Genomic DNA, 14356 nt, shown 5'->3' with positions numbered 1-14356 from the left:
GCGGGCGCTTTTGAGCAATTGCCCAGCAAGCGAAAGAGCGTTGCAACAAAGCCGTGGTTAGCGCAGCCGGAGCGCGCGCGCAAGCCTTTTGAATCGGTCCGTTAGCGTACTATCGAGCGGGATTTATCAATGTGTTGCGACGGTATCGCGACAAATGGGCGCAAACGCGAAAAGGCTTCTTCGCAATCGCAACAAATTGATGTTTGATTGTAATGGCTTGGGAAGAATGGCGCGAGTGACGGGGCTCGAACCCGCGACCTCCGGCGTGACAGGCCGGCACTCTAACCGACTGAGCTACACCCGCGCATTGTTTGGCCTTTCAGCCGAGTGCCCGAACCGGAATTGACCCTGAAATGGCGCGAGTGACGGGGCTCGAACCCGCGACCTCCGGCGTGACAGGCCGGCACTCTAACCGACTGAGCTACACCCGCATTTCATTTCAAGCATTCCGGATGCTTTCGCACCCATCAAAGCGGCCCTCGCCGTTCGATGAGCGGCTAACTACGGGGTTCGCGTTTGGGTGTCAAGCAGGTTTGAATACAAATCGATGACAGAGTGCGAATTGTTTTGGACAAGCTCGCCCGCAAATTTCCGTCCCGGCGATTTAGCATGGCAGGTTCCCGCCTCACGCATTTCATCCGGGCCGGATATGCACAGGGTCGAGCGAACCGGAGCCGGATCGGTCCATGTGGATGAGCGCGGTTGGGATGTGTAAAAATCAAAAAAATCAAAAATTCTTCACAAACACTCTTGCGGTTTTTCCTCGTTCCGCATAGATCACGGCCACCGAACGCGGCGGGCCAATGACCCGCTTCGCTGAAGGGCGATTAGCTCAGTTGGTAGAGCGCCTCGTTTACACCGAGGATGTCGGGAGTTCGAGTCTCTCATCGCCCACCACTCTTCAAGAACTCAATTGTCAGCTTGATGGATATGAGCGGCTTAACGCGCTCACGGTATGCGGCCGCGCGCCGTTCAGTAATTACCGAAAATAACGACAGTCAGAAGCACGCCGGAAACAAGCACGAGAGCCGCTATGATCATGAGCAGCTCCTTCAACATGAATCGTTCCATACTGCTGTCATCCATGATGTTTGCTCCCTGCAAACCGCTATCCGCTTTTTGTTCCCGGCGTCGAATCACGGCGCCAAGATGAACTCCAGTCCGCATATAAGTAGCCATGTTGTCAATTTCAGGGGCAACAGCATCGCGGCCGCCTGACCGCGGCGGCCAGTTGGCAGCCATCCATAGACGCACCTCGGCGGCCATTCCCCTTCTTTTCGCTCAAGGGACATGAACCTTCACCGGTCGCTGCCTCGGCGGTGACCGGATGTAGCCGCCTGGCAAGTTGACCGTGCGCGACAGCAACCTTTCCGCAATCTGCGCGGCGGCGGCGCGGGCGCCCTCCCCGGAACAGAAATTGCCGCGCACCTGCACGGCCGCCGCAAGCAAGCGGAAGAATGCATCGCGAAGTTTCGGCGACGGCGGCATCGGGTCCCGCCAGAATCGATCCAAATCCTTTCGATCGCTCAAGCCCTCGATATCGTAGATCGCCGCTCCAAGCGCCTTGACCGGCTTGCCCGCCTGCAGGGCCGAGAGGGCGGCGGTCGAATTGACCGTCACCATGCCCAGGCTGGCGGCGTTCAAACGGTCGAGGTTGCCGCCGTCTATGACATGGACGCGGGCAGACAATCCGCACGAGGCGCCGATATGATCGACATAGGCTCGCCAGTCCACAAGGCCGTTGTCGAGCGGATGTATCTTGAGAACCAGATACGCCTCCGGACCGGCATTTTCCGCAAAGGAGCGGAGAATCAGTCTGATGGCATCCTGCTGCAGATGGAAGGGCGAGTGAGCACGAAGCTGAAAATCGGTCTGAAGCTGCAGCGGATAGACGAAGAATCGTTTGCCGCTGGCGATCAGATCCTCGATCACGCCTTCCGCCTGACGCGTCCTTCCGCCGCTTGATGGAAGCTTCCTCAGCCAGCCGGCATATTCCAGCAGCGGATGGTAGATCCCGTGCCGCCTATAGCCCGGATACAGAAACCACAGAAAAGTAGTCGGAAGATAGTAAGCGAGATCATAGAGCGCTTCCGCGAGGAAAGTCTGGCTGAAGCGGCGCGTCCAGTCCGGCTCCGGCAGATCGGACGCTGATTCGAGGATATAGTCGGGATCGGCGGGAAAATGGGAGTTGGAAGACAGGCCGTCTCGCTCAAGCGTTACCCAGTCCGGCCGCAAATATCCCATCTCCACGACGTTGACGCGGACGCCGGCGCGATGTGCCTCCTCGATGGCGACACGGTGATAGGGGCGCTCCTCGCCGTGCAGAATCATGTCGCTGACGCCTTCGGCCTCGATTCGCCGCCTGACATAGGCGCGCCAGTCGCCAAAGCCGCCGCGATAATTGAAGGCATTGTTCCGGCGCCACGAAATCCGGTCCCCGGCGTTCAGGTTGATGCGGATGCAGCGGCCGCCGGCCCTTTCCAGTATCCCGGCGATCTCGGCGAACAGCGGCGACGACGGCCCCTGCAAGAACAGGAATACACGCGGGGAAACGGCTCCTTCCCCGACAGCCCTCACTCCGAGACCTCGGTGCTAAGGCCGGCATAGCGCAGCAATGTACCGATCAGGTTCCAGGGAGCCTCTTCCTGCGACGGTTGCGGCTTCTGCGAATGGGCCCGCGCGCGGCCCAGGGGAACGATGATATAATCGGTCCGCGGATCCGGGAACGGATCGGCGAAGGCCTTCAGCAAGGGCGCGTGATCGCCGTAGAAAAGCAGCCATACCGGGCGATCCAGCTTGTCGAGGTGATGGGCCAGATTGCCGAGCGCATGATCGGCGCGCATCAGGAGTTCGCCGTATATATCCACCGGATTGACCAGGTCGCCGCAGCGGCCCGGCTCCCAGGGGCCGTGATTCGCCATGGACGCCACGAAGACGAAATTCTTGCTCGTGCCGTCGTCATCGATCGTTCGAATCACGCTCTTCGTCAGCGACAGGTCGCTGACATAGGGGCCATCGCGCTCGGAATTGTGATCGAACTCGTCCAGCATCATCATCCGGTCGAAGCCAAGCTGCGGCATGGCCTTGTGACGCAGGAAGAAGGTCTTGTCATAGGGATGGATGAACTGCGTCTTCCAGCCCGCCTTCTTGAGCCGCGCCGGCCAGACGACGTCCTTGTAATGGCTGGCTCGCAGATAGGGATAGCTGGCATCGATGTGCACATTCTCGGGCAGCAACCCGCTCAGCACCGCAAATTCAGTGCGCAGCGTATAACCACCCTCGAAGACGCTGGTCATGCGGCCCCACTGCGCGGCCTGCTCACGCAGTCGATCGAGATTCGGCAGCTTGATCTTCTCGACACCGAAATGCCGGAGATCGATAAAGGATTCGGATTGCCAGATGACGATGAGCGGCTCGTCTTCACCGTGCTCCCAGAGTTCCTGAAGCGCCGAGATCAAGCGCCCCGACAGCTCCGAGACGATTGCCTCGCGCCGGACACCGACCCAAATGACGAAATGAAACACGACGGAAGCAAAGGTGCCGAATCGCACGGTATCTATCTTGACGTCGACCCTGCCCAAAAACCTCTGCGTGAAACGGCAGACCGGCTCGCTGACGATCCGGCTGAACAATGCAAGCCAGGGTGCAAAGGCGAGAACCAGCACCAAGAGTACCCAAAGCACGCCGTTCGACGCCGGAAGCACCGATGGCTCCAGGTACATGTAGAGGCCGCTGATGCCGAACACATAGGCGAAGGCGATGACCCAGAAAACAATGTTCAGCGATGTCGCGTAGAAGATCTCCTTGTATTTGAAGACATCGACCACAAGCGCAATGTCCGAAAATACCAGGGGCTCCCGGATGAATTCAAATTTCGCCCTCGAAATCCCCGTGAAAATGACGAAGAAGCTGATAACCGCCTGCGTGCTGTAGAGCGGACGCCAGGAAATCGCGAAGAAGGCGATATAGATCAACGCGATGACCGGAATTCTTACAGCCCAGTCGCAAACCAGGCGCAGCCAGCGCCGCTGCGTGCGATTCTGCGCGTTGACTGCCAGTGGCATCGCAAAAGGATCGGTCAGAAATACGATGACGCAGGAAAACGCGAAGCAGGCAAGCGTCAAAAGAACTGGAAAATCATGCAGCTTCAAGATTGCGCCATCCAAATGCCCACTGCCTGCCGCAGCGCTTTCCAAATCCGCGAGGAACTGGCCACCAATTCCCTAACACCTTCTTGTCCCTGCGCCGTCGATAGCGCAACAACGACAATTGCTTCGTATTACTTACCATCATCAAAGCCGCGGGCCGACCCATCGGCAAGACTTTAACTTGCTTCTTTACCAGTTATTTTTCGCGTTTTCCGAGAAAACCACCACATAAGAAACGGCTTTATCAGCGAACCGAAATAGGCGAGCGCCATCAGCGAGAATCCGAAATGGATTCTCGGCTTGCCGCGATCGAGCCCACGCACGATTCGTGCGGCCACCGCCTCGGCGCTCCAGGGCCTGACGGACCCCATCAATATCTCCGCTTCGGGAGGTCTCCGAGAGATTTCCCGCCGATATTGCGGCGTCAGCGTATCGGGCGGGAAGCAGATGGAAACATCTACGCCACAGGCATCCGCCTCGGCGCTCAGGGCTTCGGCAAAGCCGGTGAGCGCCGACTTTGATGCACAGTACGCGGTGTAGCCGAAGATGCCGATCAAGGCCGCGCCCGAGGAAACCATCAGGATTCGGCCGCGACGCCGGCTCTTCATGCCGTGGTAGACGGCGCGCACGGCATTTGCCGTTCCGAGAAAATTGGTGATGACCTGCTCGTCGAAAACCGACACCGGCATCGCATCGAAGGCCAGCGGTTCGACGATCCCTGCGGAAGTGACAAGGATATCGCAGGGACCGAGGGATGCCTCGCAAAGCTCCACGGCTTCCGCCGTCCGTTCGGCCGAGGCGACATCGACGGAGACCGTCCGAATAAGGGATCCGTCGACACCTTGAAGTGCTGCGATCTCGGCTTTCGCCTCGTCAAGCCGCCCGGAATGGCGGGCAAGAAGCGAAACCCGGTCGCCTCTGGCCGCATAGAGCTTCGCTATCGCCAGACCAATTCCGCTTGAACCTCCCGTGACGATAACGTGCATGAGACGATCGTCCTGATTTCAAGGGCCGCCGGGAACGACACCCGCGGGCAACAACTGCATCATCTTGTCCATGTCAAGCGATGCGAGACCGAAGTTCCGATCCAGCAGGCTCCTGAGCTTTTCCGCCGTGACCGCGACGGCCCGCCGGATTTGCTCTTCGGTGTGATTGCAGGTGATGAAGAAGCGCAGGCGCGCCATGCCTTCCGGCACGGCCGGATGGATAATGGGAAGTACGTTGATGCCTTCGGCCAGCAGATCGTTCGACAGCTGCGCCGCCCGAAGCGAATCGCCGACGATGACGGGCACGACCGAGTGGCCCATGCTGATGCCGGTATCGAGGCCGGCGGCCTTGGCCTGCTCGAGGAACAGCTGGCCGTTGCGCCTGAGACGCTCGGTTCGCTCCGGCTCGGATCGAAGGATATCGAGGCCGGCAATGGCGGCGGCGGCCAGAACGGGCGAGAGCCCGACGCTATAGACGAAACCGCCGGCTTCCGCTTTCAGAATGTCGGCGAGCGCGCTGCTGCCTGCGATATAACCGCCGCAGCTCGAGGTCGTCTTCGACAGCGTGCCCATCCAGATATCGACGTCTCGCGGATCGAGACCGAAATGCTCGAAACTGCCGCGGCCCGTCTTGCCGAGAATGCCGAGCGCATGCGCCTCGTCGACCATGAGCCAGAAGCCATAGCGCGATTTCAGCTCCAGCAGAGCCGGCAGGTCGGCGATATCGCCATCCATCGAATAGATGCCTTCGACGATCACAAGGATGCGCCGGAATTCCGACGACAGAGACTTCAGGATGTTCTCGAGATTCTCGACGTCGTTATGCTGGAAAAGGCGCCGCGCCGCGCCGGAAAGCTTGATGCCCGCGAGCGCGCTGTTGTGAATGAATTCGTCGTGAATCACCAGATCCTGCGGGCCCATGAGGCAACTGATCGCCGCGACATTGGTCAGGTAGCCGCTGACGAAACAGACGGCGGCATCCACGCCGTAGACTGCCGCAAGCTTGCGTTCCAACTCGACATGGCCTGGCCTCTCCCCCGCCACCAGACGACTGGCGGAAGCCGATATTCCGAAGCGGTCGATCGCCTGCTTGGCGCTTTCGGCGACATGCGGGTCCGTATTGGTGCCCAGGTAATCGTAAGAGGCAAAATTGATGAACTCGCGTCCGCCGATGCGCGTGGTAGCGCCGGCAGCGACATCGTGCGAGCGATAGAAGGGATTGGCAACCCCGAGCAGTTCCCCTGCGATCCGCTGCGTTGCAACGCGTTTGTATTCCGGCAGATCCTCGAAACGGACCGCCTGGCGCTGCTGCTGCGGCGGCGGCCTGTTCAGACGTTCGGCCCGGTTACGCCCGGAGGATTCGCCGACGTGGCGCATCTGTTCGAGCAGCTTGTTTTTCTTCTGCTCTGCCGGGCCGCCGCCATTGGCATCATGCGTAGTCACTGAACCGCCCTTCTTTCCTGTTCCGCGGCGTGGCTGCGCGCCAGACGCTCGACCAGCTGGTCGTCGCCTGCGGTGTCCTTCGCATCGCCGCCGCGATTCATCACCCGATCGCGCAAACGGCTGACGACATCGCCCACGGTCGTACCGTCGCCTACGCCGCTCAAGGGAATATCAAAGCCGGTCTTCTGCTGGAAGCTCATTCCGAGCTCCATGGCCATCAGGCTGTCGAGGCCGATATCCTTCAATACCTTGTCGGGCGTCACGGTATCCTCCGTTACGCGCAGAATGGCGGCGATCTCGGCGGCGACGAGCGCATGCAAGGCGGCCTGGGCTTCCTCTTCCGATTTGCCTTTGATCAGCTCCTGGAGGTCGATGCTGTCCCCTTCGTTCAAGGCCTGATGGCTGCCGGCGTGCCGCATCAGCGGCTCGAACAGCGACTTGCCGGCGATCGGCAGCAGGCGAACGGCGTTCCAATCGATCTCGGCGATCATGACCGCTGCCGCATCGACGGCACCTTTATCCGCCAGCATGTAGCGCTCGACCTGCTCCAGCGCATCGCGCGCCTTCAGGGCGGCCTTGCCGATGCGCTTGGACAGGAGATCATTGACCTCGCTGTTGCGGGCCAGGAAGCCCTTATCGGCGATGGCGCCGAAGCCCACCGCGAGCGCAGGCTTGCCGGCAGCTCGACGCGCCCGCGCCAGGCCTTCCAGATAGCCGTTCGCGATCACGTAGTTGGCCTGACCCGGATTGCCGAGCATGGTCGTCGCCGAAGAGAAGAGCAGGAAGAGCTCGAGTTTGTCGTCTCGCGTCAGGCGATCCAGGTTTTCCGCGCCACGGATCTTGACCTCGAGAACGGGACGGTTGCGCTCCGGCGTCAGATTGGCAAGCAGCGCGTCGTCCAGAACCATGGCGGCGTGAACGACACCCTTGAGCACGCCTTCGACGCGAAGCGAGACAAGCAGCGTCTCGACTGCGGCCGCATCGGTGATGTCGCAGGCATGCAGCGTCGTTACCACGCCCCGCTTTGCCCAATCGCCGATCGCCTTCTTCGTTTCCGCGTCGGCGATGCCTCGACGCGAGCACAGCGCTATGCGGCGCGCGCCCCTGGAAACGAGCCAATCGGCAGCGGAAAGTCCGAAGCCGCCGATACCGCCCGCCACAAGGAAAACGCCCTTGGCATCGAAGCGCAAGGATTTCGCCGGAGCCCGCAAGACGCTATCGACGCCGGCAACGGGCGGCCGCACCACGATCTTGCCGATATGACCGGCGTTCTGCATCAATCGGAATGCATTGCCGATCTCATCGTAAGCGAAGGCGCGATACGGCAGCGGCGTCAACTTTTCCTCTGCGAAGAGCTGGCCGATTTCCGTGAAAATGCGCCGCGTAAGGTCGGGTACGTTGACCAGAAGCTGATCGGCATCGATGCCGAAATAGCTGACATTGCGCCGGAACGGGCGCAGACCGATCTTGCGGTCGGCATAGTAGTCGCGCTTGCCCAACTCCAGGAAGCGACCGAAGGGTTTGACCAGTTCGATGCTGCGTTCCATCGCTTCGGCAAAGAGCGAATTGAGAACGAGATCCACCCCCTCGCCATCCGTAAGACGCTGCACGCCGGAGACGAAATCCAGAGAGCGCGAATCGAGCACATGATCGGCGCCCAGCATATCGAGGAAGCTGCGCTTCTCGACCGTGCCGGCAGTGGCGATCACCCTGGCGCCCTTGAGCTTGGCGATCTGGAGCGCAGCAAGACCGACACCGCCGGCAGCCCCATGGATGAGAATGGTTTCGCCCGGCTGAATTCGTCCGAGTTCGACCATCGCATAATAGGCGGTCAGGAAGGCAACCGGCACAGTCGCAGCGGCGACGGTTTCCATCTGCTCCGGCAGCTTGGTCACGCCATCGCGGCGAACCTGCACATGGGTCGAGAATGCAGCGGGCCCGATACCCATGACCTTGTCGCCGGGCCTCAGGTCATCGACCTTATCGCCTACGGCAAGAATTCGCCCGGCGAATTCCATTCCGATCGTGGCGCCGGCAAAACCGTCCTCCAGGGCCTCTTCGGGCAAAAGGCCCATCGCCCACATGACATCCCGGAAATTGAGACCGGTGGCTTCGACGGAGACGACAACCTCTCCTTCGTCGGGCACGGGAAGACGCGTCTCCTCCCAGCCCAGGCTATCCAGCCGGCCGCCCGCATGCTGGCGGATCGTTGCCGCAGCAAAATCGCGGCGGCTTGCTTCGACGGCATCGAAGGGACCGGCGGCGGCCCTGATCTCGCGGACCGTTTCGGTCGCGCGGTCCAGGAACCACTCCCGGTTGTCGGTCTGCGCCGTCATCAGGGTGTCGACGATGGAAAGCGTTCGCTTGCCATCCGCATCGGCATCCAGCAGGTGAACGTCAAAGGCGTCATACTCGTTCTGAAGGACACGTCCGAAGGCCCAGAGGCCTGCATTGGCGTCATTGACGGAGCCAGCAGCCAGCGGAGAACCGCCCGGGGCGACAATGACCAGCCGGGGCCTTGCTCCATCACCGTTCTGCGACAACAGATTGGCCAGTTCGGTGAAGATCGAGAGACGCGACAGCGAGCGTTCCGTCGCATCGCCACGTTGCGCGTCCGCAATGTATACGATCCGCCGCGTATCGGGATCGATCGTATCGAGGGCGCCGGCAAGATCCGTAGACAGCGCGCCGAGATCGATGACCGTCACTCCCTTGCCCGGCTTGCCGAGGCCTTTCCTGCCCCGCTCCGACACGATCAGACGCGGCTCTGCAGCCTCCACCGTGATGCCGGTATCCGGTTGCCGCCCCGCCACGGCCGACACCGCGATCAACGAACCTTCCGGGAAGGTCAATTCTTGGATCCGGGGCTTGGCAAAACCCAACGTGCCGAGGATATCCTCGATCTGTTTCGGTGTGCCAAGCCGCCCGACCGGGAATTCCGGCGATTGGCTGCCGGCAAACCAGCCTTCGGTAAGGCCGAAGACGAAATCATTGAAGGCGCTCGGCGCGCGATCCGCCAGGAGCAGCTGGCCGCCGCCGGCGGCGACCGATCGGACAATCCGCTTGATGTCATCGCTATGCCGCATCAGATGCTGGCTCTGTTCGCCGGAGGCAACGGCGATATCGGCGACAGTGCGATCCGCCAGTTTGGCCGGGTCCGCCACGATGACATGCGCATCGCGCTCGAAAGCGATCTCCAATGCCCGGCGCGTCTGCTCGCGCGGTTCGGCAATGATGAGGCATGCATCCGCGGCAGCGGCAACCGCCGCCAACTTTCGGCTGAAAGCGGCCGATACGGAACCAATCTCGAGAATTCGCCCAATCGCTCCGGCATTGGCTTCGAGGGACGAGGCCAATGCCTCCACCAGCATCGAAAGCCGCCTCCTGCTCAAGGGAGAATGAACAAGCACATGCTCCAGCGTCGCCGCGCTCGGCGAACCCGCTCCCCGGGTCGCAGGCTCATCCTCCAGGACGTGCGGTCGGATCATCGCCAGATGCTCCAGCGTCTCGCGATAGGCATTGCCGACGAGAACGCTCTCCGCCACGCGACCGGCGTCCTCGCGATAGATTTCCTGCAGCAACTCAGCCACCGGCGGCAGGGTCGGCTCCGGGGGAATTTCCCACTTGCCATCCCTTGCAGTCGCTATGCCGGCATCCTCGATAATATACAGGCAATTGACGAGGAAAGACCTGAACTCGGAATCGCCGGGAAGGTTCGAAAATGCGACGGTGCCGCTACGACCGGCAACCTTCAACGCTATATCGTGGCAGGCGCGATAGATCGCGGCATCGAGAAGAAGGCTCGCATTGTTCGCCTCATGGCTCTCCTCGGAGTGGGACTGCGGTGCAATTTGCAGTGCAGTCGCATCCGATTTTCCAAGGGCCGTGAAAATGGCCGAGGGCGTGCTCTCGTAATGGAAGGCGACGGAATCGAGAGTCGCCCGACGTCGTAACTGGGTGCGGCGGAAGCGGCAATCATCGAGAACGGCAACGGGCTTGCCGCTTGCGTCAAACAAGCTGAAACGCGCTTTGACCGAATTTGCACTGAACCTGCCGATCTCGATCCGCGCCTTTACAATCGACCTACCCTTTCCGAACGCCTTCACGGTGCCGAAGTGAACGGGAATATAGGGCGCCCCGGTGTCGTCACCCGAGAACTGATCGAACAAGGCGACGAGACCGTGAAACGCGGCATCGACCGACATAGGGTTGAGATTATAGGTTCCGAAGGGATGCGAAGACGGAGCCGCCGGCTTCAGATCCACCTCAATCACCTCATGACCGAAGGCCACGGCCTTGGAGAGAAGCTGGAAATGCGGGCCGTAGTGCAACCCGAAACGCTCCGCCGTTTCGTAGGTCGCTTCAGCGGTCAAAACGGATTTGCGATCCTTGCCCGATCGACGGGCCGGCTCGCCGAGCCCTTCGCCGCCAAGCGGCCTGCGGCAGCGCCCGACGGCATGAACCGTCCATTCATCATGGCTGAGGCGCTCGCGCGACCGGATCTCTATATCTCCGGTCTCGGCCGACAGGACGGTCGACAGCTCGACGATGCGATCCTGGAGCAATTCGAGCGGCCGGATGATTTCGAGGTTGCCGATTTCAACCTCGTCCGTTTGGTAATGCTGCTGTGCGGCGGTAACCGCGATTTCGACGAAACCGCTGCCGGGCATGATTGCCTTGCCATCGACCACATGTTCGGCGATGTCCGGGAAGAGACGGGCATCCAGGTGGTTTTTCCAGTTCGTGCCGTTCAGGTCGGTCCGCCAGCCGAGCAGCGTATAGTGGCTCTCTCGGTCACGACCGAAAATATCGATCTCGTCGGTCGTCCTTTGCGTGCGAAGCTCCACCGGCTCGAACGGCAGAGGCGGCAGCGTGACGAAGGCGTTGCGCGTCGCGCTTCCACGCGCGCGCAACGCAGGCGCGCCATTGGCGACAGCCCGGGCGAACGATTGCGAAACCGGATCATGACCGGCAACGGCGGCTTCCCGCAGCAAGGTCGGTATGGCGATGACCTGAACCGATGCGTGCTTTGCAATCTCCGCCACGTAGTTGGACAGGATCGGGCGCGGCGAAATTTCGATGAACAGATTGCACCCCATGGCGATAGCCGCCTGGCAGCCAGCCTTGAAGAGCACGGGATCGCGCACATTGCGCCACCAGTATTGCGTGTCCAGCAGGCGCCCGTCCCGCAATTCGCCGGTCACCGTCGAAATGAAGGTCCCTGCCCCGCTATCCGGCGCCAAATCGGGCAGGTCCGCGAAGAAGGCGTCCCTGGCACGATCGATGATGGGATGGTGGAACGGATAGTTGATGTCGAGGACATGGGCGACGATCTGGAATTTGCGCGCCGTGTCCCGATACGCCTCTATCTCACCAGCCGGGCCGGAAATCGTCACTGAATTCGGCGCATTGATGGCTGCGATATGGATGTTGTCGAGGCCATGCGATTTCGCGAAGGCCAGCGCGGCATCCTCGCCGAGGACCACCGCGGCCATCTTGCCTTCGCCGGCCAGAAGATCCTGATGCAGCGAACGCTTGGCGACGATCGCGACGGCGTCGGCGGCCGTCAACGCCTTGGCGGCATAGGCCGCGGCGATTTCGCCGACCGAATGGCCGAAGACGGCATCCGGCTTGACGCCCATGGACCAGAAGCAGTCCGAAAGGGACGCCTGAATCGCAAACAGCAGCGGTTGCGCGATCTTGGTGTCGGCCAACCGCGCGGCAAGGTCCGGCGCGACGAGAATATCGGTCAGCTTCTCGTCGAGGTAATATTCGAAAAGCGCGCTGAAGGACTGAAAGCATTGCCGGAAATGACGGTTTTCCTGATAGGCGCTGACGCCCATGCCCGCCCACTGAGAACCGTTGCCGGAAAAAACGAAAGCGATCTTGGCTGCTTGTGCCGGCGCCTCGCCCACCTCGCCGACCGATTGCTTGCCGGCCAGATGTGCGTCTATCGCGGCCAGAATGGCGGCATTGTCCCTGGCGCGCGCGGCGAAGCGATGGCGCATCGGTTCGCGATTGGCCGCGGCCGAAGCAACGATCTGGCGAGCCTCCTTGGGCTCCGCACTTTGGAGACGCGCCTTGTATCCCTCAAGCAGCGCCGAAAGAGCGGACGCCGTATGGGCGCTTGCGGCGAAAACCACTCCCTCGCCTCGGATCTGCGGTTCGGGCGGGGCTACCGGATCGGGGTCGCTGATTACAACGTGAGCGTTCGTGCCGCCGAAGCCGAAGGAGTTGACGCCGGCAAAGCGCGGCTGCTTCGCAGGAAGAAGTTCGATCGCCGACGTGTTGACCCGGACGTTCAAACCCTCGAAATCGATCGACTCGTTCGGGTGGTCGAAGTGCAGCGAGGCCGGGAGGAAATTGTTCTCCAGCGCTATGACGGCCTTCAGCAGCCCGAAAAGGCCGGATGCGGGTTCGGTATGGCCGATATTGGTCTTGATCGACCCGATCGGCACCGGCGCCCGCCGATTGCGTCCGATGATTTCGCCGATCGCCCAGATTTCGGCGGGATCGCCGACCTTCGTCCCCGTTCCATGGCCCTCGATGAAGGCGATGCGATTGACGTCGATGCCCCGCCCTTCATAAATCGACTGCAGCAGCGCTGCCTGCGCTTCGCGGGAGGGCATGGAAATGCCGTTGGTGCGCCCCGAGGAATTGACCCCGACGGCATGGATCCGGCCGTGGCTGCGGTCCTTCTCACGCAAGGCGACATCCGTCCGGCGCAGCACGATCGCTGCGCCACCTTCCGCGCGGACATACCCGCGACCATTGTCGTCGTAGGCGCGGCAAAGCCCCTCCGGCGACAACATGCGCGCCTGCGCGAAACCCACGAAGGACATGGGGTTAAGCAGGATATTGATGCCGCCGACGATTGCCGTGTCGATCTCGCCGCCTTCCAACGCCCTGACGGCCTGGTCGAGTGCGACCAACGACGACGAACAGGCCGTATCGATCGTCATGCTCGGGCCGCGCAGCCCGAATATGTGCGAGATGCGGTTGGAAACGATGGAAAGCGTATTGCCCGTCATGAAATACGGGCCGCCCGATGCCGGATCTTCGAGCGTGAGGTTGCCGTGCTCAAGCGAGGATGCGCCGACATAGACGCCGACCCGCTGCCCCTCGAAGCCGTCGATCGGCAGATTTGCGTCCTCTAGCGCTCGCCAGACGACATTCAGAAGGATGCGCTGCTGCGGATCCATCTGCATCGCCTCGCGCTGGGAGAGACCGAAAACCGCGGGATCAAAGGCGTAGACATCATCGAGAACGCCGGCCGCATAGGTGTAGGTCTTGCCCGGAATACCCACAGCCGGATGCCAAAAGCGCGCAAGATCCCAACGCTCTTCAGGAATCCGGCTTATCGTGCAGCGCCCTTCCTTGAGGACAAGTTGCAATTCTTCAATCGAACTCGCCCCGGGGGCGACGCTTGCGCGTCCGATAATTTCAACCGTCATGATCTCTCAGCAATAGTTCACAAAGTGCACCAAATTGGCCAATTTCAATATTAACGGCTTGCACCATAAATATCAGTGGTTGTTAACGACGAAAAATCTGCGTGTACGGCCAATATGCGGCAGCGCAATAGCCGATGCAATATGCGATCTCTCGCACCCCCGGCTCCCGTCGAAAATCACAGCATCTGCTCGCATCATCGGCGTCGTCTCTGCAAATCGCTCCGCGATGAATTTCCCTCGCTTTCAGCGCATGATCCGCCACGATCAGAAACGGTCGTCACGAACCGACGTATGGAGGCGAAACAACCTCGTCGCAAACAACCAG

6 protein-coding genes and 3 tRNA genes are annotated in these 14356 nt (G+C 61.0%); 1 reads left to right on the top strand and 8 read right to left on the bottom strand.

Annotation, left to right across the window (positions count from 1 at the left end; translation table 11 throughout):
- Positions 1 to 227 precede the first annotated feature (227 nt).
- Both ACQZ6J_RS19635 and ACQZ6J_RS19630 read right to left on the bottom strand, forming a co-directional pair.
- Positions 228 to 304: transfer RNA gene (locus ACQZ6J_RS19635), tRNA-Asp, on the bottom strand.
- 50 nt (positions 305 to 354) lie between these two features.
- Positions 355 to 431: transfer RNA gene (locus ACQZ6J_RS19630), tRNA-Asp, on the bottom strand.
- Between the two features lie 390 nt (positions 432 to 821).
- On the opposite strand from ACQZ6J_RS19630, the gene ACQZ6J_RS19625 reads away from it, so the two are divergent.
- A tRNA-Val gene (locus ACQZ6J_RS19625) sits at positions 822 to 897 on the top strand.
- A 75-nt stretch (positions 898 to 972) separates the two neighbouring features.
- Here the strand turns inward: ACQZ6J_RS19625 and ACQZ6J_RS19620 are convergent.
- The 6 genes from ACQZ6J_RS19620 to ACQZ6J_RS19595 form a co-directional block, all read right to left on the bottom strand.
- The gene (locus tag ACQZ6J_RS19620) at positions 973 to 1266 is read right to left on the bottom strand and encodes a hypothetical protein (protein WP_449085281.1); all 294 of its coding nucleotides are present in this window, start codon (positions 1264 to 1266) and stop codon (positions 973 to 975) included.
- Between the two features lie 15 nt (positions 1267 to 1281).
- The gene (locus ACQZ6J_RS19615; protein WP_449085280.1) at positions 1282 to 2577 is read right to left on the bottom strand and encodes a capsule biosynthesis protein; all 1296 of its coding nucleotides are present in this window, start codon (positions 2575 to 2577) and stop codon (positions 1282 to 1284) included.
- The gene (locus tag ACQZ6J_RS19610) at positions 2574 to 4151 is read right to left on the bottom strand and encodes an LTA synthase family protein (RefSeq protein WP_449085279.1); all 1578 of its coding nucleotides are present in this window, start codon (positions 4149 to 4151) and stop codon (positions 2574 to 2576) included. The genes ACQZ6J_RS19615 and ACQZ6J_RS19610 overlap by 4 nt, the downstream gene beginning before the upstream one ends.
- 173 nt (positions 4152 to 4324) lie before the next feature.
- Positions 4325 to 5134: an SDR family oxidoreductase gene (locus ACQZ6J_RS19605; RefSeq protein WP_449085278.1), complete on the bottom strand. Its 810-nt coding sequence runs from the start codon at positions 5132 to 5134 to the stop codon at positions 4325 to 4327.
- 18 nt (positions 5135 to 5152) lie between these two features.
- Positions 5153 to 6511 carry an aminotransferase class I/II-fold pyridoxal phosphate-dependent enzyme gene (locus ACQZ6J_RS19600; protein ID WP_449085329.1) on the bottom strand — a complete coding sequence of 453 codons (1359 nt, stop codon included), beginning with the start codon at positions 6509 to 6511 and terminating at the stop codon, positions 5153 to 5155.
- Positions 6512 to 6573: 62 nt separating this feature from the next.
- Positions 6574 to 14031: a type I polyketide synthase gene (locus tag ACQZ6J_RS19595; protein ID WP_449085277.1), complete on the bottom strand. Its 7458-nt coding sequence runs from the start codon at positions 14029 to 14031 to the stop codon at positions 6574 to 6576.
- Between the last annotated feature and the right edge of the window lie 325 nt (positions 14032 to 14356).

It is taken from the genome of Rhizobium sp. A37_96 (assembly GCF_053521765.1).
The sequence above is the reverse complement of the archived record's forward strand: the minus strand, read 5'-3'. Positions and strand labels throughout refer to the sequence as shown.